The sequence below is a fragment of the Algibacter lectus genome (assembly GCF_900112395.1).
Classification (GTDB): Bacteria; Bacteroidota; Bacteroidia; order Flavobacteriales; family Flavobacteriaceae; genus Algibacter; species Algibacter lectus.
In genome coordinates, this window is sequence record NZ_FOLN01000001.1 from 516,000 (window position 1) to 541,763 (window position 25,764).

General features: G+C 31.2%; 19 protein-coding genes. 9 read left to right on the forward strand and 10 right to left on the reverse strand.

Annotated elements, in window-relative coordinates:
• The first annotated feature begins 29 nt into the window (after positions 1–29).
• From BM246_RS01795 to BM246_RS01820, 6 genes are all read left to right on the forward strand, one after another.
• Positions 30–1,310, forward strand: coding sequence for a sugar isomerase (locus BM246_RS01795; protein WP_074935537.1), 1,281 nt, complete (start codon positions 30–32; stop codon positions 1,308–1,310).
• 11 nt (positions 1,311–1,321) lie between these two features.
• Positions 1,322–2,695 carry an FGGY-family carbohydrate kinase gene (locus BM246_RS01800; protein WP_074935538.1) on the forward strand — a complete coding sequence of 458 codons (1,374 nt, stop codon included), beginning with the start codon at positions 1,322–1,324 and terminating at the stop codon, positions 2,693–2,695.
• 27 nt (positions 2,696–2,722) lie between these two features.
• A complete protein-coding gene (locus BM246_RS01805; RefSeq protein WP_074935539.1) occupies positions 2,723–4,012 on the forward strand; it encodes a class II aldolase/adducin family protein in 1,290 nt (429 codons plus the stop codon).
• A 53-nt stretch (positions 4,013–4,065) separates the two neighbouring features.
• On the forward strand, positions 4,066–5,481 hold the full coding sequence (locus tag BM246_RS01810; protein WP_074935540.1) for a purine-cytosine permease family protein: 1,416 nt from the start codon (positions 4,066–4,068) through the stop codon (positions 5,479–5,481).
• A 33-nt stretch (positions 5,482–5,514) separates the two neighbouring features.
• Entirely contained in the window at positions 5,515–6,954 is a 1,440-nt protein-coding gene (gene aldA / locus BM246_RS01815) for an aldehyde dehydrogenase (protein WP_074935541.1), read from the forward strand.
• Positions 6,955–7,123: 169 nt separating this feature from the next.
• Complete coding sequence (locus tag BM246_RS01820) at positions 7,124–8,170, forward strand: GntR family transcriptional regulator (protein WP_074935542.1); 1,047 nt, start codon at positions 7,124–7,126, stop codon at positions 8,168–8,170.
• A 203-nt stretch (positions 8,171–8,373) separates the two neighbouring features.
• On the opposite strand, the gene BM246_RS01825 is transcribed toward BM246_RS01820, so the two are convergent.
• Positions 8,374–9,576 (reverse strand): site-specific integrase, encoded by a 1,203-nt coding sequence (locus BM246_RS01825; RefSeq protein ID WP_074935543.1) that lies wholly within the window; start codon positions 9,574–9,576, stop codon positions 8,374–8,376.
• Positions 9,577–9,843: 267 nt separating this feature from the next.
• Here BM246_RS01825 and BM246_RS01830 point away from each other — a divergent pair, with 267 nt between their 5' ends.
• The 3 genes from BM246_RS01830 to BM246_RS01840 all read left to right on the forward strand — a co-directional run bounded on the left by BM246_RS01830 (position 9,844) and on the right by BM246_RS01840 (position 12,404).
• A complete protein-coding gene (locus BM246_RS01830; RefSeq protein WP_074935544.1) occupies positions 9,844–11,193 on the forward strand; it encodes a tyrosine-type recombinase/integrase in 1,350 nt (449 codons plus the stop codon).
• A 6-nt stretch (positions 11,194–11,199) separates the two neighbouring features.
• Positions 11,200–11,865 carry a hypothetical protein gene (locus tag BM246_RS01835; protein ID WP_074935545.1) on the forward strand — a complete coding sequence of 222 codons (666 nt, stop codon included), beginning with the start codon at positions 11,200–11,202 and terminating at the stop codon, positions 11,863–11,865.
• A 215-nt stretch (positions 11,866–12,080) separates the two neighbouring features.
• Entirely contained in the window at positions 12,081–12,404 is a 324-nt protein-coding gene (locus tag BM246_RS01840) for a hypothetical protein (RefSeq protein WP_139221827.1), read from the forward strand.
• A 12-nt stretch (positions 12,405–12,416) separates the two neighbouring features.
• On the opposite strand, the gene BM246_RS01845 is transcribed toward BM246_RS01840, so the two are convergent.
• From BM246_RS01845 to BM246_RS01885, 9 genes are all read right to left on the reverse strand, one after another.
• Positions 12,417–15,560 (reverse strand): type I restriction endonuclease subunit R, encoded by a 3,144-nt coding sequence (locus BM246_RS01845; RefSeq protein WP_074935547.1) that lies wholly within the window; start codon positions 15,558–15,560, stop codon positions 12,417–12,419.
• A 1-nt stretch (position 15,561) separates the two neighbouring features.
• Complete coding sequence (locus tag BM246_RS01850; RefSeq protein WP_317042970.1) at positions 15,562–17,268, reverse strand: DUF262 domain-containing protein; 1,707 nt, start codon at positions 17,266–17,268, stop codon at positions 15,562–15,564.
• Positions 17,269–17,338: 70 nt separating this feature from the next.
• Positions 17,339–20,497: a P-loop NTPase fold protein gene (locus BM246_RS01855; RefSeq protein ID WP_074935549.1), complete on the reverse strand. Its 3,159-nt coding sequence runs from the start codon at positions 20,495–20,497 to the stop codon at positions 17,339–17,341.
• A gap of 14 nt (positions 20,498–20,511) precedes the next feature.
• Positions 20,512–21,813: a restriction endonuclease subunit S gene (locus BM246_RS01860; protein ID WP_074935550.1), complete on the reverse strand. Its 1,302-nt coding sequence runs from the start codon at positions 21,811–21,813 to the stop codon at positions 20,512–20,514.
• Complete coding sequence (locus BM246_RS01865; RefSeq protein WP_074935551.1) at positions 21,797–23,365, reverse strand: type I restriction-modification system subunit M; 1,569 nt, start codon at positions 23,363–23,365, stop codon at positions 21,797–21,799. Before BM246_RS01865 ends, BM246_RS01860 begins: the two co-directional genes overlap by 17 nt.
• 62 nt (positions 23,366–23,427) lie before the next feature.
• Entirely contained in the window at positions 23,428–23,805 is a 378-nt protein-coding gene (locus BM246_RS01870; RefSeq protein ID WP_074935552.1) for a PH domain-containing protein, read from the reverse strand.
• Between the two features lie 10 nt (positions 23,806–23,815).
• Positions 23,816–24,181, reverse strand: coding sequence for a hypothetical protein (locus BM246_RS01875; RefSeq protein ID WP_074935553.1), 366 nt, complete (start codon positions 24,179–24,181; stop codon positions 23,816–23,818).
• Positions 24,182–24,200: 19 nt separating this feature from the next.
• The gene (locus tag BM246_RS01880; RefSeq protein WP_074935554.1) at positions 24,201–24,725 is read right to left on the reverse strand and encodes a thermonuclease family protein; all 525 of its coding nucleotides are present in this window, start codon (positions 24,723–24,725) and stop codon (positions 24,201–24,203) included.
• A 41-nt stretch (positions 24,726–24,766) separates the two neighbouring features.
• Complete coding sequence (locus BM246_RS01885; RefSeq protein ID WP_074935555.1) at positions 24,767–25,759, reverse strand: hypothetical protein; 993 nt, start codon at positions 25,757–25,759, stop codon at positions 24,767–24,769.
• Positions 25,760–25,764 lie beyond the last annotated feature (5 nt).

The window sequence follows — 25,764 nt, forward strand, 5'->3', positions numbered from 1 at the left end:
GTTTCTTTTATTTTAAAGATGTAAAGATTATGAAAATACAAAAAGAGCAAATCTCGGATTATAATAAAAATGGATTAGAAAGTCATAACGAAAACTTTGATTTTTTAGCCAACAAATTAACAAAAGAAGGACATGATGTTACTAGCATTGTATCTAAATTAGCCGATTTTCAAGTGGCTATACCAAGTTGGGCTTTAGGTGCTGGAGGTACACGTTTTGGTCGTTTCTCTTTTTATGGAGAACCTTCTAGTTTAGAACAAAAAATAGAAGACGTTGGAGTTTTACACGCTTTAACACAAACTGCAGGTGCGGTATCTCTTCATATTCCATGGGACGTTCCTTCAGATTATAATGCCATTAAAGAATTAGCTAATGGATTAGACATTAAGTTTGATGCTGTAAATTCAAACACCTTTCAAGATCAAAAAAACGCCAAGGAAAGTTATAAATATGGATCTTTAAGTAACACGAGCGAGGCGGTTCGTCAACAAGCCATTCAGCATAATTTAGATGTTATCAATATTGGAAACAAATTAGGCTCCAAAGCTTTAACCGTTTGGTTGTCAGACGGATCGTGTTTTCCAGGACAAAATAATTTTCAAACGGCATTTCAAAATACACAAGATAGTTTAAAGGACATTTACAAAGGTGTGCCTGACGATTGGAAATTACTTATTGAATACAAACCTTACGAGCCCAATTTTTACAGTACCGTTATTCAAGATTGGGGAGCTTCATTGATGTTAGCTAACGAATGTGGAGAAAAAGCATTCACTTTAGTCGATCTTGGTCATCACCTTCCAAATTCTAATATAGAACAAATTGTGTCTATTCTTCAACTAAAAGGAAAATTAGGCGGTTTTCATTTTAATGATAGCAAATACGGTGATGATGATTTAACTGTTGGAAGTATTAAACCTTATGCCTTATTCTTAATTTTTAACGAGTTGGTTTACGGTATGGAAAATAACCCCCAAAATCCAGATTTAGCATGGATGATTGATGCTAGCCATAACGTTAAAGACCCTTTAGAAGATTTAATTCAATCCTTAGAAGCCATTCAAGAAGCTTACGCCAAAGCTTTACTTATTGATCAAAACGCACTAAAATCAGCTCAATCTAATAATGACGTAGTTAAATGTCAAGAAATTTTACAAGGTGCTTACCGTACCGATGTTAGACCATTATTAGAAAAAGCACGATTAAATAGAGGCGGTGTTTTAAGCCCTATTAATGCTTACAGAGCATTAGATGTTCGCGGCGGACTTATAAAAGAAAGAGGAAAGAACTCAATAGCTACAGGCCTTTAATTTAAAATAAAATGAAAAATGTAACTGCTGTTTTTGATATAGGAAAAACTAATAAAAAGTTTTTCCTATTCGATAAAGATTTTAAAGAAGTACACAAGGAATATATTTCATTTGATGAAATAGAAGATGAAGACGGCCATCCAACTGAGAATCTTATTGCACTGCAAAAATGGCTTAAAGACGTTTTTAATCGTATTCTTAAAGCAGAACAATTCAAGGTTAAAGCGATTAACTTTTCTACTTATGGTGCAAGCTTTGTTCATATTGATGAAGAGGGCAACCCCGTAACTCCTTTATATAACTACACTAAAGCGCTCCCCGAGGACATTATTACCTCTTTTTTTGAGGAATATGGACCAAAAGAAGATTTCTTAAAACAAACTGGGTGTGCCGATTTAAGCATGCTCAATTCCGGTTTACAACTCTATTGGTTAAAGAAAACAAAACCCGAAGTATTTAATAAAATTAAGTATTCTTTGCACTTACCTCAATATTTAAGTTATGTGTTCACTGGGCTGCCTTTAAGCGAATATACAAGTATAGGCTGCCATACTGCACTTTGGGATTATCAAGCAAAAGATTACCACCCATGGGTATATAAGGAAGGTTTAAATAAAATTCTTCCTCCCATCGTTTCTACAGAAACGAGCATTAACATGAATTACAATGGTAACCGTATTAAAATAGGTGTAGGAATACACGATAGCTCTGCGGCTTTACTCCCCTATGTTAGAAGTATCAATAAAAAATTTGTACTTATTTCTACAGGCACTTGGAGCATAGCATTTAACCCGTTTACAGATAATCCAATATCAGAGGATACTAACGATAGAGATGCCATTAATTACATGCGTATTAACGGTAAACCAGTTAAAGCCTCTCGATTATTTTTAGGTAACGAATATAAAATTCAGGTTGAAAAATTAAATAAACGCTACGGTGTTGATGAAGATTACCACAGAAATGTAAAATTTAATTATGATACATATTTAGAAATTGTAAAAGATTTTAAACATGCTTTTAAATGGGAAGGCTTAATAGATGAAGATATGCCTACTCAATCACAAATAGCATTTACAAAATATGAACATGCCTACCACCAATTAATGACCGAGCTCGTTTTATTACAAATTAAATGTGTAAAAAAAGCCATTGGTAATGACGACATAACTAGGTTATATGTAGACGGCGGGTTTAGCGACAACGACCTTTATATAAAATTGCTATCACACTACTTTAGGGATAAAAAATTACGAACTACACAAGCGTCTCTAGGCTCTGCACTTGGAGCTGCCATATCTATTTCAGATACACGTTTAAACTCTAAATTCTTAAAAAAGAATTACGCTCTAAAAAAACACGTCCCGTTTATAATAAGTGATTAACTACTAATTTTTATTAAAATACTAACAATGTCTAAGAAAATAAATTTAGAACATCCAAGAGATCAAATTACTACTATTATTAGTAGAATATACAAAAGAGGCATGACCACAACATCTGGTGGTAATATTTCAATTATTGATGATAACGGTAATATTTGGGTTACACCTTCGGCTATAGACAAAGGGTCTTTAAGAGCTTCAGATATTATTTGTGTACAAAAAGATGGAACTGTTATTGGAAAACACAAACCTTCTTCTGAATTTCCATTCCATAAAGCTATTTATGAAGCACGTCCAGATATTAAATCTGTAATTCACGCGCATCCACCTGCATTAGTATCATTTAGTATTGTACGACAAATACCAAACACAAATATTATTTCTCAAGCAAAACATATTTGTGGCCCTATTGGTTATGCAAAGTATAGGTTGCCTGGTAGTGAAGATTTAGGCGATGTTATTGCCGACGAGTTTAAAAAAGGGTACAAAGCCATTATCATGGAAAATCATGGTACTGTTTTAGGGGGACGTGACTTAACGGACGCTTTTGAACGTTTTGAAGCTTTAGAGTTTTGTGCAAGTACCATTTTATATGGTTCTCAAATTGGAACTCCTAAATATTTGACAGATGAACAAATTGAAGAGTTTGAAGCACAAGCAACCGGTGTATTGCCTGAAATGGAGAGCGTTCATTATCCTTCAGACGAAGTTGAAAAACGTTTAGAAATTTGTAAAATTGTTCAACGCTCATGCCAACAAGGCTTAATGATAAGTTCTTACGGTACGGTATCTATGCGCTGGAACAAGAATGACTTTCTTATTACTCCAACAGGAAGTAACCGTTGGGATTTAAACATTCATGATATTGTCCAAATTAAAGACGGAAAACGAGAAGCTGGTAAAACACCAAGTAGAGCGGCTTGGATTCATCAAGAAATTTACAATCGTAACCCTGATGTAAATTCTATAATTATGACGCAATCACCTTACTTAATGGCGTTCGGAGTCACTGGAGAATACTTAAATGTACGTACCATACCAGAAAGCTGGATCTTTTTACAAGACATTAATGTCGTAAAATATGGGGATCATTTTAGAAAAAACAACAATTCTACCATAGTTGATAACTGCGCTACGGCTTTAATTATTGAAAATGATTCAGTCATTATTACAGGAGATAAATTACTTCAAACTTTTGATTATTTGGAAGTTGCTGAATTCAGTGCTAAATCTATTGTTTTAGGAAATTCTTTAGGACAAATGGTACCTATCAATGATGACCAAGTTGAAGATTTAAGAAAAAAGTTTTTATCCTAACAGCACTAAAATTATAAATACTAATACATCGTATAAAAAAAACAACCAACTAAATGAGCCAAGTAAGTATAGAACAAGATGCAATTGAAGATATTGCAGGAGGAGAATTTGAAAGAACCCCGGTACCGACATCCAAATTAAAAGGATGGAAAAGCTTTATAGGTATGTATGCCGGTGAACATGCAGCTGGAACAGAATTTATGATTGGTCCATTATTCCTAACAGCCGGTGTAAGTGCATTCGATTTAATTATAGGTTTGCTAATAGGAAATTTATTAGCAGTATTAAGTTGGCGTTTTTTAACAGCTGAAATAGCTGTTAAAAATAGGCTGACTTTATATTATCAATTAGAAAAAATTTGCGGAAAAAAATTGGTTACAGGCTATAACTTAGCCAACGGTATTTTATTCTGCTTTTTAGCAGGTTCTATGATCACGGTTTCTGCTACTGCCGTAGGTATTCCTTTTAATATGCCTATGCCAAAATTGGATGATACACTTCCAAATGGAATGACGTGGGTCATTATAGTAATTGTAATTGGAGCCGTAATTTCATTAATTGCGGCACGCGGTTATGACACCGTTACCAAAGCAGCAAATTGGATGTCTCCAATTATTGTGCTAGCTTTTATTGCTTGTGGAATTGTAGCTTTAAGTCAACTAGGTGTAGATAGCTTTTCTAAATTTTGGGATATTTGGGGTGAAGGTTCAGACCCCTTTCCTGGTCAAACAAAATTCACCTTTTGGCATGTTGTTATTTGGTCTTGGTTTGCTAATGGTGCCATGCATATTGGTATGTCCGATCTATCAGTATTTAGGTTCGCAAAAGAAGCAAAAGCTGGATGGGCTACTGCCGCAGGAATGTACGTAGGGCACTATATGGCATGGATTGCTGCTGCTCTACTTTATGCTGTATACATTCAGTCTCCAGAAGCATTATCATATTTAAATAACGGACAAGCGCCTCCTGTAGCCCCTGGCCCCATGGCATATAACGCTATTGGTGTTTTAGGAATTATTGCCGTAGTATTAGCTGGTTGGACAACCGCTAACCCAACAATTTATAGAGCTGGTTTAGCCTTTCAAGCTATTCTACCTAAATTATCAACTGCAAAAGTGACCATTTTAGCTGGTACATTAGCAACAATTGCCGGTCTGTTTCCTGCTTTCGCCATGAAGCTTTTAGGCTTTGTTGCGCTATACGGTTTTATTTTAGCACCTTTTGGAGCTATCATTGTATTCGAACATTTTTTTCATAAAAAAGCGGGTATTATAAAAAACTACGCTGAGGCGGCAAACCTATCTTTTAGCAAATCTGTATTTTGGGCTTGGGCTATTAGCTTTGGCTTATTCTACTTCATATCTATACAATTTGATGTCTTTCTATCATTTGTTACACTGCCTGCTTGGTTATTATGCGGACTACTCTTCTTAATATTTAGTAAGTATTTTCAAAACAAAAAAAACTAAACTTATTTATAATAACATTAAAATCAATATACTTTGAAAACATATAAACAATATATAAACGGTCAGTTTATAAACTCAACCTCTACAACTCAAATTAACGTCTTAAACCCATGTAATGAAGAAGTTATTAGCTCAATCCCAACAGGTTCTGCTGAAGACGCAAATTTAGCATTAGAAGCCGCTAAAGATGCACAACCAAAATGGGAAGCATTACCTGCTGTACAACGTGGTGCTTTTCTACATAAAATGGCAGATGTTATTAGAAAAAATAGAGTTTATTTGGCTGAAACATTATCTAAAGAACAAGCTAAAGTTATTGGTTTAGCCCAAGTAGAAATTGATGTTACCGCCGATTATTTTGATTATAACGCCGGTTGGGCAAGACGTATTGAAGGTGAGATTATTCAAAGTGACCGTGAAAAAGAACATATCTATTTACATAAAGTGCCCATTGGTGTAGCGGTAGGTATCTGCCCTTGGAATTTCCCGTTTTTTGTAATGGCACGTAAAGTAGCGGCATCTTTAATTACTGGCAATACATGCGTAATTAAACCAAGTTCTGAAGCACCAAATACCATTATGGAATTTGCTGAATTGATTCAGAATATTGGTATGGCTCCAGGTGTATTAAACTTTGTTTGTGGATCTGGTAGACTTATTGGAAATGCATTATCTAAAAGTCCTATCACAGGTATTATTAGTTTAACAGGAAGCGTTTCCGCAGGACAACAAATAATAACTGCTGCGTCGGAAAACATAACTAAAGTATCATTAGAATTAGGAGGAAAAGCTCCGGCCATTGTATGCTCTGATGCTAATTTGGATTTAGCTGTAAATGCCATCGTATCATCCAAAGTAATTTTTAGTGGACAAGTTTGTAATTGCGCAGAACGTGTTTATGTACAAGATGATATTTATGATGAATTTGTAGAAAAAATTACGAAAAAAATTAGTGAGGTGAAAATTGACGATGCCCTAACAGGAATCGATGCCGATATGAGTAGTTTAGTTTCTCAATCTCAAATCGACAAGATTTCTGAAATGGTAGAGTTCGCAAAAAAAGAAGGTGCAGAAGTATTAATTGGGGGAAAACGTGCCGAAAATTTTAATAAAGGTTATTTCTACGAACCAACACTTTTAACGAATGTTTCTCAACAAATGGAAATTATTCAAGAAGAAGTTTTTGGCCCTGTGTTACCTATCATGAAGTTTAATTCAATAGACGAAGCTATATCCTTATCAAACGATTCTCAATTTGGGTTAACCTCTTCTGTATTTTCTGAGAATTTTAATAATATCATGAAAATTACCAACGAGCTCCAGTTTGGCGAAACCTATGTAAATCGCGAACACTTTGAAGCTATGCAAGGCTTCCACGCTGGTTGGAAAAAATCGGGTATTGGAGGCGCTGATGGCAAGCATGGTATGGAAGAGTTTTTGCAAACCAAAGTAGTTTATGCTAAATATTTCTAATATTAAATAGATTTTAAAATAAAAAGGTAGTCTATTTAATTAAGTAGATTACCTTTTTTTTAACAACAAGTTCTTTTAAAACAGTACTAAATTAAAAGATTTTAGTTCCTAAACTCTTATTATAAAAGTGTAGGTTTTCACTTTTTAACTATTAGTTAATTTCTCATTTATGAATTTACTTAAAGACTTAAAGTTCAAAAAAAGCAATAAAACTCCCTTATATTTACAAATAGCCAATAGTCTTACCTACAACATATCAAAAGGAAGCATTAAAATGAATGAAAAACTTCCATCGATTAATGTTTTTAGCAAAGAATACAAAGTATCTAGAGACACTGTCGAAAAGGCTTACAACGTGTTAAAGGATAAGAAAATAATTATTGGGATAAAGGGCAAGGGCGTTTATATAAACAGAACTAAATTAATCTCAAAAATAAACATTCTATTTCTTGTCAATAAATTAAGTGCTTACAAATTAGAAACATACCATTCTTTCCTAAAAAACATTGGTAATGAATATCATACGGATTTTGAAATTTATAACAGTGAAAAATCATTTTGCGTTAACTTGATGGAAAAGAATAAAATGAGGTATGATTATTATGTTATAATACCACATTTTAAATGTACCAATGTTAACCAAATAAATATTAAGAATGAAGCATTAAAAGCCATAGCAAGTATACCTAGAGAAAAACTTGTTTTACTGGACAACAACGAATTAAACATAGATGGAGATATTATTGAAATATATCAAGATTTCGAAAATGATATTTACAATTCACTCAAAAACGGATTAAAAAAAATAGTTAACTACAAAAGGTTGAATTTAGTTGTTCCAAACGGAAAAACTTATACTTATATTAATAAAATACGTTGTGGTTTTATAAAGTTCTGCAATGAATACCTATTTAATTTTAAAATTTTGAATGGAATTAAAGAAGATGAAAGTATTAATTCTAGACAATTATTTATTATAATTACTGATGATGATTTGGTTAAACTACTAGATTTAACAAACGCCAAACAATTAACTATTGGGAAAGATCTGGGAATCATATCATATAATGAGACTCCATTTAAAAGATTATTAGATATCGCTGTTATTTCAACAAATTTTGAAAAAATGGGAGAAACAGCTGCCGATATGATTATTAATAATAAAAAAGGTAAAATTAAAAACCCATATAGTCTTATTGATCGAAATTCATTTTAGCCCACTCACCTAGTTTATTTATATCGAATTACAATGATTAAAACAAAAAGTTAGTAATACTACTATTACTAAACCTTGCAAAGCTCACTAATTAATAAAAAAACCTCGTCTAATAAAACAGTAACTTTTATTCCTTTAGAAAAACAAGATTTCGTATAGTTTTCTCATTCTCTCCAATAAACAATGTTTTTTTTTGAAAGAACTCAAAAATCAATAACCATATCAAGTGCCTCATCGGCATCTTTACGCAAAAAATTAGCTTGATAAAGCATAGTTGTAGTAACCGAAGAATGTCGATATAGTTTTTGTAACATTTGAATGGGTATTTTATCTCCCGAAATATTACCAAAACTATGGCGAGCAATGTGCATGGACATTTTTTTATCTATACCTGCTTGCTCGGCAACAAGTTCTAACCTCCTATTGAAGTTTCTTGTAGCTGTTTTTATTCGTGTTCTTACGCGTTTCTTATCATTTAAATTTATCCCTTCTAACTCCTTAAACAAATAAACAGAATCTTCTTCTCTTTCTAATTTACTGAGAATTTTAGTAACTTTATCAGGGATCTTCAATGACACTAATTTGTTGTTCTTAGCCATACGGTAATGTAATCGCTCGTCATAAAAATCTGCCCACTTTAATTGTAATACATCACTTATCCGAATTCCTGCAAAATAAAAACTAAGTAACCATGCATATAAAGCGTACTCTTGAGCTTTTGTTAAACCTTTTAAATTCTCTAAAGTCTTTATTTCTTCTCTATTCAATCCAATCTTTTTTGTTTCGGGAAACTTAATTTGAAATTTCCCTTTTCCAAAAGGGTATAACTCTTTTTTGGTGATGTTTTGACTAATAGCTAAATTATAAATAGTTCGAAGCATAATCATATAATTAGCCACAGTTCGTGCAACCAAATTTCTTTTACTTAACAGAAAATGTTCAAATTGTTTTAGTAGTTCAATATTCAAGTCTTTAAAATGAAGGTGATCGTTTTTTATAAATTCTCTAAACACTGCTATACGTCCTATTTCAATATCCAATTGATGAAACTGCTTTCGATTTCTTATGTTTACCAAGTAACTCTCGGCTACTTTAAAAAAATCGTTATCATATTTCGATACAATCTGATTTTTTATCTTTTTTGAAGATAAATCCTGCGCTTCAATCTCTGCATTAATCAAACTTTTGTTGGCTAAAGATAGTTTTGATAGTATCAGCTGATTAATTTCTAAATGATCTGGATGTGATTTTCTTACCCTTCCATTTTTGGCATCCCATTGCTTCAACTTTATAGATTGTCCAATATAAATATATGATGGCTTTCGATCCTTTATAATTCTAATCGATATAGGATGTAGATTTTTTGAATTTGGTCGTTTAACTAAAAAAGGTGTTACTGATGCCATAAGTTTTGATTTTTAATAAAGATAAAATTCCGTGTATTTATACGCTGCTAAAACATAGCTAAAACATTCTTTAATATTAATTGATTTCATTTTGATTCAAACAAAATCTAAAGCTTCACTTTTAGTGAATTTTAAAGGTATTCATATTGATTTGACATAGTACGCTCTAAATTCATAACTCGGAGGTCATGGGATCGTGCCCCATTCTCGCTACATCATTTAATCGATTCAAAACAAACGGTTTAGTTCACTCTAAACCGTTTTTTTATGCTTAATATAAACGAATTCATTACATTTGAACACGAAAATGAACACGATTTAGAATACGATTTGGCACACAAAAAGATTTTTTCAACTCCAAAAATCCACACCGCTAACGGAGATTTATCAAAACGTTGGTACGTCTATTTTTCTTTTCGAGATCCTAAAACAGGGAAGCTCAAACGAATGAAAAATATTTATGGTTCTGCCAACTCTCACAAAAACAAAGAAGATAGGCTTGCACTTTTATCTCGATACCGTAGAAGACTTTTAAAATTACTTAAAGAAGGCTACAATCCATTTCTTGATAATACAGAATTTCATAAAAATAAGCTTGCTAAAAAAAGTGAAGTTCCTGCTCCCGTAGAACAAGCTAAAACTGTTCCTGTTGAACAACCTATTCCTGCGGAAGTAAAAGTTGAAACTCAAAAACAAGAACAAAAAGAAAAAGAAGAGGATAAAATGACGATTCGTGAAGCTTTTGATTTTAGTTTGGAACTCAAGGCTAAAGTAATTAATGAAAGGTCTCTAAAGGATTACCAATATTCTACCAATGCGGTTGTAAAATGGGTAAAGGAGAATAAGCCTAAAATTAAAACCATAGATCAATTCACTAAAAAAATAGCTCTAGAGTTTTTAAATTCTGTGTTATTAAAATCTAGTGCTAGAAATAGAAACAATTATCGTCTTAATTTAAGTAGCTTGATGCAAACTTTGGAGGACAATGAGATTATTGCTTCTAACCCAATGCGAAAAATATCTGTTCTTAAAAGTACTCCGAAAAGGAATCAAACTTATAGTGCCAATGAACAAGAAGACATATTTAAATACCTAGAAAAGGAAGATCCCATATTACTTCTGTACATTAAATTCATTTCTTACAATCTACTAAGACCAATAGAAGTGTGTAGGTTGAAAATAAAAGATTTTGACTTAAAGAATAACACCATTAAGTTTAAAGCTAAGAACAGCCCTTTAAAAACGAAGATCATTCCTAAGATAATTTTAAAAGAACTTCCAGATTTATCTAAACTGAATCCAGAAAACTTTTTATTCACACCAATAAAACTTGGTGGTGCTTGGGATGCTACAGAAAACAATAGACGCGATTACTTTTCTAAACGATTTAAAACCGTAGTGAAGGAAAAGTTTAACTTAGATAATAACCATGGGCTTTATAGTTTTAGACATACATTTATAACTAAATTATACCGTGCTTTAGCGCAAAGCACATCGCCTCATGCTGCAAAAAGTGAATTGATGTCTATAACAGGGCACTCTTCAATGCAGGCACTCGAGAAATACTTAAGAGATATTGATGCTGAATTACCAAATGATTATTCCGATTTACTATAAATAGATATGGATATTTTTACAACGATAAAAGATAATTTACTTCGGCACTATATTATATATGTGCCAACCATTCTTTTTTCTAAACTTAAAGGAAGTATTTACGAAGGTGTTTTACCTGAAGATGCCGCTAATACTTTATTCTATCTATTCAATCCAAAAGAAATAATTGCGGACGTTAATGCCTTTTCAATAGTTGCACTTTTAGAAAAATCGGATATACTGGAAAGTAATCTGTTTAAATTATTTGAAGCTAAAAAGACTTTAGAAGAAGAACATTTTAAGGTAATACTAGATAAATACAAAGAGCACGTAGAAGGTCATGCATTTATGACGCGATGGATGTTTGTTAATATAGATAAAACTTTTGCGAACTTAGATGTTGGCATTATCAATATGTTTAAATTCCAAGCCGAGCAATTTCAAAAACATAGTGAAGAATTAAACAATCATTTTAAAATTCAACCAAATAAGGTTTCAAATGAAACTATAACACTTTTAGAACAATTAAAGGATACCTACGCTAGTGCTGAATTAAAAATTACTCCTCCTGAACCTATAAAACCTCTACCCGTTAGCGAAAAGGCTAAACCTACCAAAAAACAAAAGCTAATAATTGATGATGATGAGATTGATAGGTTTTTATTAAGCTCGGTTTTTAATGTTGATCTCTAACTTTTTAAATTTTTTGATTACAAAATTAGTCTCAAAACTACAAAAAATATTAATTTAGCGTCAAACGTACGTTCATTTGACGCTAAATTAAAGATATGGAATTTTATACTTGTGAATATTGCTATAAAGAATTTGACCCCAAACGCCGTCGTGTTCAAAAATATTGTAGCAACTCTTGTCGTTCGAAAGCTCATCATGCTAGAAAGAAAATAGAAATGAAACTTCCTACCGTTTCTGATTCCGAAACTAAAACTGAAGTCGCAACTTTACCAACTGCACCTGAAAAAACAAAAATAGATTCAATGAGTTTGGCTGGTACAGGAAATGCAGCAGCAGGTAGTTTGCTAGCCGATACAATAAAATCTGCTTTTACTCCATTGAATAACAAACCTGCCACTAAAGGTGATTTGGAAAACCTAAAAAAACAGATTCTTACACGTTATTATAAAATCAATAATTTACCTCCTAGACATGATGGTGCTCTACCCTATTTTGATATGGATACTGGTGATGTTGTTTATTCTATTTTTGTGTTGTAGAGTAACTGATGGTTATAAATTATTTTTCTTAAAGTTTTCAGCTTGTTCAAAAATCTCCTTAAAAACCTCATCCTTAGTTATAGGAGGATAATCATTTTCAGCCAATAGTATAATTAAATCTACTTTTAGTTCAGCTTTAATATCTTCACGTTGATTCCAATCCGTATACTTAGCCTTATCATCTACCACTTTCTTAACTTCTTTAGCCAAATGAATCAATTTATCATCAGGGTAATCAAAATCATATTTATCTGCTATAGCCTTTAAAATATCATAGAACGCTTTTTCTTCAAAATCGATTCCCATTTCTGAAAAAGAACCTTTTTCTTTTCTTAATTCATGATACAAATCAATTATTTCATCTGTAAAATCCTCTAAAACGCTACTTTCTAAAATATCCTGTTCACTACGCTCATTATACTTATCGACGATACTTTTAAATTTTTCAGAAAAATCAATTCCTTGAATTCTATTGGTCTTCTTTAATTCGTCAATAGCTTTTAACAGCAACTGCTGTAATAGTTTTATTTTTGTATTAGGAAGTTTTATTTTTTCAACTTTAGCTAAATAGGCTTCATCAAAAATATCTATCTCATTTTGAGTGTCTTCTCCTAGTTTAAAAATCTCTTCTACACCATCGCTTTTCAAAGCTTCTTTTATAAGCTCTCTAACCCTAGCATTCATTTGGGATATATCGGGTGCATTCCCTTTTGTTAATTTAAAAATGATAGAACGAATCGCTAAGTAAAAATGAATATGATCCTTTTGCATTTCAGTAAATGCATCTGCACCGCAGCAAATATCGTATGCCGCTTTTAAACGCTTTACAATATTCATGAAGCGCGTTTCTATATTCTTTGTTTGTTGAACAAATTCTGCTCCATTATTTAAACAGTCTAATTGTTTTACACCAACTCCAGAAAAATAATCTGAAGTGTCAAACTTGTGAAATAGTTTTGCTAACAAATCTAATTGATCTTTTACTACAACAATAGAGGTTTCTATATCTTCAAAGTTCTGCCCATCGACAGCAGAGTATTGTTTCAAAGCTAAATTCATTTGCTTCTTAAAACCAATATAATCTACTACCAAACCTTTTGATTTAGATTTATACTTTCTATTTACTCTAGAAATGGTTTGGATTAAATTATGTTGTTGTATAGGTTTATCGATATACATGGTATCTAAAAAAGGCACATCGAACCCTGTTAACCACATATCCACTACAATAGCTATTTTAAAGTTGGATTTTTCATTTTTAAACTGTCTATCTAACTCTTTTCTCTCATCTTTAGTTCCTAATAAATCATACATTTCTTTTGGATCATCTTTACCACGTGTCATTATCATTTTAATGCGCTCCATCGGCTTGATTTCCTTTTTATCTTTTTCCGTAAGGTTGGAACCTTCTTCAAAAGCTTTTACTTCAGCCCATTCTGGACGCAAAGCTATAATCTCTTGATATAAACTAAATGCTATAGGTCTAGAACTACAGACAAACAAAGCTTTTCCTTTTATAGTTGCTCCCTCTTCTATTCTAGTTTCATAATGTTGTACAAAATCTTCAGCAACTGCTTTAAGCCTATCTGGATCGCCAATTATAGCATTCATGTTGGCAGATACTTTTTTACTTTCTTCTATTTGGTAATCGTTAGCTCCTTCTTCTGCACACAGCCTATAATACTGCTCTATTTCGTATAGCTTTTTATTTTCTAAAACTACTTTTGCTGCACGACCTTCATAAACAATACGTACAGTAATTTCATCTTTTTCAGACTCCGTCATGGTGTACGAATCTATAATACCTCCAAATACATTTAAAGTCGCATCAATAGGTGTTCCTGTAAAACCAACATAAGTTGCTTTTGGTAAAGAATCGTGTAAATATTTAGCAAAACCATAGGTCTTTTCTACACCTTTTTCGGTTACTTTTAATTTCTGATCTAGATTAATTTGACTTCTATGCGCCTCATCCGAAATACAAATAACATTTGTTCTATCTGTTAGCAATTCTAGATCTTCTGTAAACTTATGTATCGTTGTTAAAAATACACCTCCACTTTTTCGGCCTTTAAGTAGCTCTTTTAGTTCACTCCTACTTTCTACACTTATAATATTATTGTCTCCAATAAATTCCTTTGCATTTGTAAATTGCGTAGATAATTGATCGTCTAAATCCGTTCTATCTGTTATAATTATTAACGTCGGGCTTTTAAAGTGTTTACTACGCATTAATAACCTAGACAAAAACAACATGGTATAACTTTTACCGCAACCCGTTGCTCCAAAATAAGTCCCTCCTTTTCCGTCTCCCTCTGGTTTTTGGTGTAACTTTATGTTTTCTAATAACTTTGTTGCCGCATAATATTGCGGATAACGACACACAATCTTTAGTTCGTGCTTATTACTATCTGGAAAGTATATAAAGTTATGAATTACTTCACGTAAACGTTTGGTATTAAACAAGCCTTGTATCATAGTATACATACTATTAATACCGTCTACTTCTTTATCTAAACCTAATACTTTGCGCCATGCATAATAAAACTCATAATTGGCAAAAAACGATCCCATTTTATTATTTACTCCATCGCTAATAATACAAAATGCATTGTATTTAAATAACTCTGGAATATCTCGCCTATAACGCGTAGTTAATTGCACATAAGCATCATGTATACTTGTATTTTCTCTAATAGCCGTTTTAAATTCAAAGACTACTAATGGCAGCCCATTAATATATAATATACCATCAGGAATACGTTTTTCATAACCGTAAATTTCTAATTGGTTTACTATTTTATAGGTATTGTTATCTAAATATGAATAATCTATTAAGTGGATATATAAGTCTTTTTTAGAGCGATCTTCACGTTCTAACTGAAAACCATTACAGACCAATTTCATGATTTGCTTATTAGACTCGTACAAATCAGAAGCACTAAAAATTTCTAACTTACGGATTACCGAATTAATTTCAGCATCTGTAATATGCTCACTTTTATATTGGCTTTGCAGATAGCTTTTTATATCGGCTGTAATGAGCACCTCTTCTTCCTTACGTGCAATAGTATTACCTAAAACATGAGGAATACCTTCATTACCCAACAATTCTATAAAAACGTTTTCTAGTTGTGCTTCTGTAAATTTACTCATATTAGTTAATGCTTAACTGATCTTTAAAAAAGCCTATTAAATCATTTATAAAATTAGCTTCTCTATTTTCTATATCACTCTTTACCCAGTCGTTTTGAGGCATAGACGCCAAATCTCTAATTACTGCAATTTTTGATAACTCATACTTTGCTTTTTTTACTCCAAAGTAACCATTACCTGCTTGAATATTTAACTTTTTTTCTAAAACAATTTTATTACCAAGTCTATCCAAAAATAATGATGCATCCTCTTGACTCCAACCATTGTAATTAGTATTCTGCCACTTTTTTGGAAATATATGCTCAATGTCAAAAGTTACAGGAATTAATCCTAATTGATTTTCATTTAAATAAGCATGCAATAATAAAAGTGCTCTTGAAATTCTAGAAGAATGATGACCATCTATATCTTGGATTAATAAATCTTCATTCCAATTAATTCTAAAATTAAATGGATTACCTTGACTAATATTAATACAAGCTTGATATGTATCGTCTTTAATAGCGTTTACGGTTGGTGCATAAATAAACTTAACAAACAATGAAGCTACTAACTTCTTTAAAAGTTGAATAAAATCCGAATCAAAAGATTCACTCTCAGAATTTTTTATAAAAAACCCACTAATTATATACTTCCAAAATTCATTTGGATAACGACTTAAGCAATGTAAATACTTTCTACTCTCAGTTGATATTTCATAAGATACGTCATCATTTGGAAGAACATCCATATTAACGTAGCACCAAAAATTAGCTAAAGACATAATTTCAGGAACTAAAGTAGGTTCTTTTAACTTTTGGTAAGCATCCTCTGCATAAAACTTTCTAAGCCCAACTTCTTTAGACTTATCTAGCTTTCTACCTCTTAGTATATGACTGTAATATCTAAAAACTTCATCAATAGATAAATTACCTTGTTTACATATTTTACTCAACTCTTTCCAAGTCTCGGTAAAATCCTTACGCTTCTCTAAGGTGTTTTTACTTCGATAAATTTGCGCCTTAAAGATATCGGAATCAGATAATGGCATTCCACGATCATTTAGCGTAGAAAATATCGTTAGTGCTGTTTCTGGCGTGTCACATTCTATAGGTAGAACGATACATTTCTGCAAGATTGTAACGCAAAGCTCTTTCCATTGTAATGGATTTGTAGAGGCATACTCATCACAACGTTGTTTAAAGAATCTATAATTGTTTGAGTAGTTATCAGTTGCAAACTCATTAACATTACCTGTTTCTAAAATTTTATGAAACGTACCGTTATCTTCTTCAGTCGCTACGAGTGATTCTATATGAATTTTACTCATGTCTGACACTTTTTGAGAAATAGGATTAATATCCCAAATACAAGGTGCTAACTGGTTTTTCAAACCCTTAACGTCATCATCTTCTGGCATAGCCTCTAATTTTTTGTAAAAAGACCTTAACAATAAAAAGAATGAAGTTATACGTTGCTGTCCATCTATAATTTCCTGATTATTCTCATCGTTTGTGTATGAAACTATCGTTCCTAAAAAATAATCTGAACCTTTTTTCGCATCTGTATTTGTAAAATTCTCAATATCTTCCCAAAGGGTTTCACATTTTTCAATATTCCATTTATAAGGTCTCTGAAAATCTGGAATCACAAATCTTTTACCTTGCATTTCACTAAAAAGTTTGCTTATCGTTTTCTTGCTAACATGTAAGTCTGCAATACGTTCTATTTAATTATATTGTGCTTAATCTAAGAAAAAGCCTTACCCATTATTTTTAGTATTTCGTTTTAATTCAATCTTATGATTCTGTCTTTTCGTTATCAGAATCTTTGGTTTCAGGTTTTATTTTAAATCCTAGTTCTTTTGATAATTGTTGAATATCTTCTTTACTTATTCTTGCCTTTAAACCATCTCTAAAGTCATCTTTGGATTTACCTGAATTATTCAAAATTGTTTTGATATTTTCAGAATTATTAGTCATTATATAAACACATTCATCTGAGTCTAGTAATTCTGTTTTAAAAATTGTTCGAACAACATCACTAGCGTTCTCTTTTAAACTAGCGTGTGCTAAAAGAGCTTCTGCGAAAAGAATAAAGATTTCATTTGTTATATTATTATTCTGAATTAAGCGGTCACGTAAACTTTTTAACGTATTGTCTAAATCTCTTTCACTTTTTTCAAAACTTTTAAGTAACCATTCTACGATTTCTTTATTATCAGTTTTTGAATCATCTGCTATTTTTAATAATACTGAATCAAATACTTCTAAAGAGAAACGATTCCAACCAATAAATCTAATAGTTTTTAATTGTTGGAATAGCTTACTATTTAAATCTTTGAAACTCTCTTCCCATTCATCTTTCGATTTATCCCTATAATTATTATTAAATATTTCAAGTATTAATAAAGCTATATTTGATGAACTTTCTTTTAGAATTGATAAAACTGATGGCTCAAGATTTAATACTCTAGTTTTATCCAATTCATTTTCTATTTGTAGAGTATTTAACAATTCCTCTGCGTCAATTTTATTCTTATGACAAATAGAAATGATATTTTCTAAAATTGGTTCTATTGTATAATCTCTGTGTGTTGGTTTTAACTGAATTAGCTTTTTAACAACACCTACCGTTAAACTATTAGTAAAGCTAATAGAGCCAACTAAAAAATCACTATAATTGATATACCATTCTAACTGATTAGCCACGTTTCCATAAAACTCTTCATCCTCACTATTTAATACTTTTTGATAGACAGTATTGTATGCTGCGTTGCTACTTGTAAGTAATGATAATCGTAATGCTGCTAAATCAATATAAATATTATCTTCAATTGTAGCACTACTTAGCATAGTATATATATCAGCATCAAGTATCGTTGGCTCAACATCTAATTTTGTATTGGTTGTTAATTTTAACTTTTCTAAAATTTGAAATAATGTAATAGGATTTCTTTTGTTTAGTGCGATAAAACTGAGTAATTTTTTATGAAACTCAACAAGTTTTAGTGGATTTTTTAAGTATTCTATAAAAGAGGTTTCTTTTAAATTAGCAGGATCTACTTTTATTAAATAATTATCAATTTTTTTAATTTCACAATTTAACTTGTACTTACCATAATCTCCTTGTTTATTGTCAATTACTAATTTTAGTTTTTCAGGACTTATCGTTTTAGCAACTAAGCTATCAAAAGGTTTAAGTTCCAAATTATTTTCAACACAATATTGTACGACTTTATCAATATTATCAACATAATCAATGATTTCAAATTCTTCGTTGTCTAACCACAAGCTTTTTAAGATACTAGTTAACCATCCTTTTTGCTTTTTTGAGGTAAGGTTCCTAAGTAGAATCAATTGATAATTCTCTACTGTCCCTAAATTTAAGTCATTTGATTGAAGATTTGAATGTATAATATTCCAAATCAAACCTTTTTGACTGGCACTAATTTTATCCTTTTCAGACAAGCTATCTAATACTATAATTGGCTTTCTATAATCTTCCAATTCAGAAACTACAGGTTTAATTATATGTTTAAAGGCTGGTATTTCTTGAATTTCTTTAAACACATCAACTTCATTGTTTATTAAACTATCACGCAATCGATTTTTATAAATTACCTCAATTGCATTATCCGAATCAATTTGATAAGCAAGTGCTGTTATATGCTTTTGAAAATCTTCATCATTTTTATAAATAGGTTCCAGACCATCTAAATAATTCAACTCGGTAATAGCAGTTAAAGTATTATCTAGTATTTGTTCCTGACGCAATAAATAAATAGCTATATACCTATCTGGTATTTTATCATCGATTAATTTAATTGAAATAAAATTATTGATAAAGGCAACAATCTCTCTAGGTGTTATCGCTACATTTAATATTTCATAAGCTTGCTCTACTCTTTCAAATTCATTTTCATCAAAGGTTGTAAATGCTGTTTTCCAGTTATTTTTAAAAAATTCTTTCCAACTAGACATTATTGGTGGCGCTACTCTAAAAACTATATCAAACGTTTTATTGATGTAATCATCTGCATAATTTGTCTTAGAATTGCCATTTAAATCTGAAAAAGCATTTTTAATATGCTTTCTATCAAATGGAATAATTACTTTAATTTTATTATACTTCTTTTCAGCAAAAAATACGTGTATCGAAGACCAAACGTTTAAAATGTGTTTCTTTGGTAATCTGTCAAAGTTATCAAGAACCAAAACTAAATTTTTATTCAAGTCATTATCGATTTCAGTCATCCATTCTTGAAAATCCCTCACACTTGGTTCTTCTTCTGAAATACTTTCAATTTTAGTTTCTTTCTTTTGCTTATTTGTATAAATTTGAAACGTTTCTTGAGCTGATAATTTAAATGATGTCCAAAATCCATTACAATCTTTCCAATTCTTAAATAGATTCCAAACGTAAATTCCAGCTACAATAAAAATTGGAAAAAGAACTAAAACTAATCTCCAAAAAACACTTTTTATTCCTAACCAATCAGATAGTTCTCCTTTAAAGGCAGTAACTGTAGGCGCATAAATTATTGCAATAAGTGCAAAAATAAAACCTACGCTTAAATAAGGAAGGTTTTCTGTAGTAACCTCCTTTTTCTTCGAAAGTAAAGTGGTTAACTTTTTTTCCCACTTACCTTTTTTAATAAAATTATTATCTTTTTTAGTTAAGTAATTGGTCAATTCTATTAAAAGCGAGCGCCTTTGTTCATCTTCCTGATGTCCCCAAACATCATAAATAAAAAATATATGATCATTAAGTTTATCTTCTACGATTTTTACAAGATTACTTTTACCAACTCCCCAACCACCATCTATACCAATAACTTGAAAAGTATTATCTTTTATAATATTAGTAATTACATTAGAAGTTCTTTCTTGCGATTTCCCTTCAAATAAATCTTTACCTAGTGGCTTATTGTCAATAAAGTTATATTTCTTACTCATAATTATATGGATATTTAAACTAACGATTTTTTTGTTTCTACTTTTGACATTTTGGAAAGAATTATGTTTTTTAGTCCAGTTAGTGGCATATATTGAGACGAAATTGATTCCATTAGATTAAAAAGCGGTGTTACTATTGTTAGAAAATCGCCCATAATACATTTATCTCCAATTGGTAATATAATTGTTACATAATCAGCTACTCTTATACTAGGTTGCGCTGTATCTTTAACCCTTCCATTAAACTGTTCTCGAAAAAGAAATGTTTCTAAAAATAATCTAAAATAATATGGTGAAATAGTATCATTAAATCTAAAACCTACGATATTTTGACCAATACAAAAATCTACTTTATCTGGTACCATTGTATAGTTTGGTATTCCATTTCCTACTGTTCCAACTAATACATCATATCTCTCAGGATGTCCTTTCCTAAACCAATTATTAAATATTTCTTGAGAAACATATTTGGTTTTTTCTGAAATATGTAACTTAGGAAATGACTTGTTTTCTAAAAAATATGTCTCAAACAAGAGTTTTTCTTCACTATGCGAAAGAGGTGGAGTTTTTCCTCTATTATCTATAATTTTACTTAATAGATTACTTATTTGATTAACTTTCCAACCTAAAGGAATCTCCATATCCAACTCCTCATTATAAACCATCTCACCACCAGAAGATTTATAATGTTTTCCTAACAATTCAGGGGATTTCGAAACAAGTTCGGGATAACTTTCCTTTGTAATTGGAAAGTTGAAATCTACAAACCAATGTTTATACAAAGCTTGTGCGGTGTCTTCTAGTTTTTGGTTGAGGGTTTCGTTTAGTTTAATACGATTTACAATGGTGTTGTATTCTTTAACGATTTCACGTTGTTTTTCTATGGATGGAATGGGTAGTTCTGTTTCTTCTAATTCTTCCCAATCAAAGGTTTCTCTTGCGCTTCCATGTGATTTAAAACGAGCGTAGCGGTCAAATTCTGGTCGTCTAAACCACATCATTAAATATTCGGCATTTAATAATGTTTCATCTATAATTTCAAAAACAGTATAGGCTTGAGAGACTAATGCTTTATCATATTCTTCTAAAAGCGCTATGGATATTTTATCTCCATTTCTTGATGTTACAGGTCCGTAAGCAAATTGGTTTTTCTCTATAATTTTATAGCGTGACATATCTGTACCAACAGTATTTGCTATAGATGGCATTAATACTTTTTTAATACTAACTCCTAAGAGCGTTTCAACTTCAAGATTTTTATTTCTAATATTAACAACCTGTATGTAATCGCCTAAACGTTTATAGTTTAATCTCATAACCTAAGTTTTTAAACACGTTTAGTAATTCGGTTTTAGATTGTGCTTCTTCTTTTAAAAGTGCTGCAAACTCTGTTTGTAAGGTTTTCATCTTTTCATCAAAATTGATGTTCTCATCTCTGTTTACAAACTCAACATATTTACTAGGCACTAAAGAGTAATCTTTTTTTCGCACCTCTTCAATACTTGCAGAATAGCAGAACTCTGGAATGTCTTTATATGTTTCGACATCTTGTTGCCATTTATGATAGGTTTCACTTATTTCAACTATATTTTCATCTGAAAACTGTTTATACTTCTTTTCAAAAGGAATTCCAACTTCTCTTAAATCCATAAACAGAATTTCTTCTTCTCTGTTTCTGTAGTTTTTTTCGATGTCATTAAGTTTTACTTGACGTTCTTTTTTATTGTTATTTATAATCCAAAGCGTTACAGAAATATCTGTGGTATAAAATAAGTTACGTGGTAAAATTAGAATCGCTTCTACTAAATTATTCTCAATCAACTTTTTACGTATTTCGTATTCGGTTCCTCCACCAGATAATGCACCATTGGCTAGTATAAAACCTGCAACACCATTGTCTGAGAGTTTAGACACCATATTTAGTATCCAACCATAATTGGCATTTCCTGTTTGTGGTACATCATAACCTCTCCAACGTGGGTCGTCTAGTAACTCGTCTGTAGCTCTCCAATCCTTTTGGTTAAAAGGTGGGTTTGCCATAATATAATCTGCCTTTAAATCTGGGTGTTGATCTTTACCAAAAGTATCTGCGGGCACATCACCTAAATTAGCAGCAATACCACGTATGGCAAGGTTCATTTTTGCTAACTTATAAGTAGTTGCAGTATATTCTTGTCCGTAAATAGAAACGTCTTTTTTGTTACCATTGTGGCTATCTATAAATTTCATAGACTGCACAAACATACCTCCAGAACCACAAGCAGGATCGTAAATTTTACCTTTGTAAGGTTCTATTAACTCTGCAATAAGATTAACAATACTTTTTGGGGTGTAGAATTCGCCTTTTCCTTTGCCTTCTGCAATGGCAAACTTGCTTAAAAAATACTCGTACACACGCCCAACGATATCTTGTTGTTGGTCTTTTAGGGTGTCTATATTATTAATAGTGTCTAGTAAAGCGGCTAGCTTACTAACATCCATATTTAAACGTGAGAAATAGTTGTCTGGCAACGCTCCTTTTAAAGATGGATTATTTTTTTCTACAGTGTATAAAGCGGTATCTATTTTTAGAGCAATATCATCTTGTTTGGCATTGGCTATAATGTAACTCCAACGAGATTCTTCGGTTAAATAAAACACGTTTTTTTGTGTGTAGAATTCTACCATGTCTAAAAACTTTTCTTTGCCATCGTCTATAATTTCTTGTCTACGTACTTGAAACTTATCGCTTGCAAATTTTAAGAAGATTAATCCTAATACTACGTGTTTGTATTCGGAGCTTTCTACGGTTCCTCTTAGTTTATTTGCGGATTCCCAAAGGGTTTCTTCTATGGATTTCGTTTTTTTTGGTGTTGCTTTTTTAGCCATGAATTGAATGTTATTTTAGAACTTTAAATGTAGGTTTAAAATCTGTTTGTCACAATAAAAGACTACATCACTTTTTCTGCTAAATACTTTTGTACTTCGTACACATTAATACTTTTATTAAACTTCTTACTAACGGAAGGTATATTTTCACTTGAGATCCAAATTTTTAATTCGGCATCCAAATCGAAAGTACCAGAAGTCTCTAAAGAAAATCTAGAAATATTCTTATAGGGTAAAGATTTGTATTCCACCTTACTCCCTGTTATACCTTGTACGTCTATCAAAATTAGTCGTTTATCTGTAAACATAAACACATCGCGAAACAACTTGAAACCAAGTTCAATTTGTTCGGTATTTGTTAATAGTCTCCCATATTTTTCGGTTAACTTTTCTACAGAAACCTCACTTGCATTTCCTAATATTTTATTTAATAATCCCATAGTTATTTATTTAATGTTGGTAGCATCTACCATTCGAGTTTTTAGTAGTTCGTTTACAACGTTTACCTGCCTGTGTTTTACCAGTGCATTGCTTTGCTGTGGTAGAGCGTGATGGCGTACTCGATTTGCTACTACTAGTAAATCTGCTAGCCTTAGTTAACGCTGTATTACTTTTAGTTGGTTTACAAACCGAACACGCCTCGAAACCTAATTGCACCGCCTTTTCTAGTGTATATTCTTTTTTAGAATACCTTAAATATTTACAACTAGATTTATGGTATTTCTCACCCGTTTTGGTGGTGTAAACGGATTGTGCAATAACACTATTTACAAATGTAAAGCTTAAAACAAGTAATAGAACTTTTAGAAGTTTCATTTGTGCTCAATTTTTATTGTTAATCCTTTTTTTTATTTAGTTTTTTCAACCTAGAGGCTTCTTTTTTATTAGCTCTCCATTCCCAAGGCGCTATAGAGGTTGGATCTTGCCAAAGACCTATTTTATTCTCTTTAGCAATATCTTCTTTAGCCTGTAAAGTATCATCATTAGAATACTTTACATAATGCCATGCTAAACCATTTTTAACAAGCTCTTCACTTAAGCTTAAGGAATCGGCATAAATTACATTCGCTATAAAACGGCCATATCTATCCTTTTTTAAAACATCTATATTTATAGTGTCTCCAAAAATAGCCTCGGAAACAAATTGTTTGGCTTTTGTTGAAAATGGTTGTTTTCGCTCTGGGCAATCTACATTAGCAAGTCTAACTCTAATTAAAATAGAATCTTTGGTTAAAAGCTTAAACGTATCTCCATCTGTAATGGCGGTTACTTTACCATTGATTACCTTGTTCCCTTTTGGTTTTTGAGCGTTTATTGTTATAGTTAATAATATAAATAAACTAAGTATTAATTTTTTCATGAACGAAAACTTTGGATTATGCTTTTCTATCAAAATTAGATTTATTTTTCATTTATAAAAGCGGTGAATTCGGCTTGAAACTCTTCTATTGAGTTTACTTTTTCGACTAACTTAAATTTTTTAAATTTAGATTTTGTTAACCAATCTTTCCAAAATACTTTAATAATATCCAAATCATTCGGAACAACAGTTTGGCTACCAGTTCTTTTATTTAAGGATCTATCATACAGTTCACAAACAAAAACTTCTACATGTTTTAAATTATCATTTTCTACAGGTAAGATGCCATAATTATTTTCCTTAAAAAACGCTTCTAGACTTTTTCCTTTACCATTTGTTTTATAATCTTTTCTAAAATTTCTTATTCTAACGCCATCTAAAAAATAACATGAATTACCTATGCAATTTCCTTTCCCATATAATCCTGCTTCTATATAACCATCTGTAAATAAAACAAGAATATTTCTGTATTTATTTGTTATGTTGTATTTATCAACACTCTTAAATACATCTTTTTTTACAACAGTATTAAGTTTATTTTTAAAAAAACTACTTATATCTGCTCCTGCTGGTTTAACCTTTGTTTTTTGATACAAATCATCTATGCTCTCTACAAAAGCCCTACTTTCTTTTTGAAACTGAGTCTCTGTTCCGTCAAAAGTTTTTAAGTATAGTTTGTTTTCTGTTTCTTTTTTATTGATATCTATAACAAAATCGCCTTTATAATTATACTCGGTAATAATATTAGCGTTTGTAAAAATTAAATTTAGAGCATCTTTTTGACCACTAGTTCGATGATTATACTCATAAAGGTTTGGATAATAATCATTAAAAACACTACCAATCAAATCTATATCATTCATCGGTTTAGGATACAAATTAGCTTTTACCCTATTTGACAGATCTGGAGTTATAATTATATTTAAATGTTCTGTTATAATATTCTTAAAAACTCTTTCTTCTTTATCATTTTTACATGAAAAACTGAATAAAAGTAAACAATAAACTAACACTTTAGATTTTAGTAATTTCATTTTTA

Coding starts and splice junctions, on each gene's coding strand:
- BM246_RS01820 (WP_074935542.1), top strand. CDS start 7,124: ATGAATTTACTTAAAGACTTAAAGTTCAAAAAAAGCAATAAAACTCCC.
- BM246_RS01830 (WP_074935544.1), top strand. CDS start 9,844: ATGCTTAATATAAACGAATTCATTACATTTGAACACGAAAATGAACAC.
- BM246_RS01860 (WP_074935550.1), bottom strand. CDS start 21,813: ATGAGATTAAACTATAAACGTTTAGGCGATTACATACAGGTTGTTAAT.
- BM246_RS01875 (WP_074935553.1), bottom strand. CDS start 24,181: ATGAAACTTCTAAAAGTTCTATTACTTGTTTTAAGCTTTACATTTGTA.
- BM246_RS01825 (WP_074935543.1), bottom strand. CDS start 9,576: ATGGCATCAGTAACACCTTTTTTAGTTAAACGACCAAATTCAAAAAAT.
- BM246_RS01795 (WP_074935537.1), top strand. CDS start 30: ATGAAAATACAAAAAGAGCAAATCTCGGATTATAATAAAAATGGATTA.
- BM246_RS01880 (WP_074935554.1), bottom strand. CDS start 24,725: ATGAAAAAATTAATACTTAGTTTATTTATATTATTAACTATAACAATA.
- BM246_RS01870 (WP_074935552.1), bottom strand. CDS start 23,805: ATGGGATTATTAAATAAAATATTAGGAAATGCAAGTGAGGTTTCTGTA.
- BM246_RS01845 (WP_074935547.1), bottom strand. CDS start 15,560: ATGAGTAAATTTACAGAAGCACAACTAGAAAACGTTTTTATAGAATTG.
- BM246_RS01885 (WP_074935555.1), bottom strand. CDS start 25,759: ATGAAATTACTAAAATCTAAAGTGTTAGTTTATTGTTTACTTTTATTC.
- BM246_RS01865 (WP_074935551.1), bottom strand. CDS start 23,365: ATGGCTAAAAAAGCAACACCAAAAAAAACGAAATCCATAGAAGAAACC.
- BM246_RS01855 (WP_074935549.1), bottom strand. CDS start 20,497: ATGAGTAAGAAATATAACTTTATTGACAATAAGCCACTAGGTAAAGAT.
- BM246_RS01840 (WP_139221827.1), top strand. CDS start 12,081: ATGAAACTTCCTACCGTTTCTGATTCCGAAACTAAAACTGAAGTCGCA.
- BM246_RS01810 (WP_074935540.1), top strand. CDS start 4,066: ATGAGCCAAGTAAGTATAGAACAAGATGCAATTGAAGATATTGCAGGA.
- BM246_RS01805 (WP_074935539.1), top strand. CDS start 2,723: ATGTCTAAGAAAATAAATTTAGAACATCCAAGAGATCAAATTACTACT.
- BM246_RS01835 (WP_074935545.1), top strand. CDS start 11,200: ATGGATATTTTTACAACGATAAAAGATAATTTACTTCGGCACTATATT.
- BM246_RS01800 (WP_074935538.1), top strand. CDS start 1,322: ATGAAAAATGTAACTGCTGTTTTTGATATAGGAAAAACTAATAAAAAG.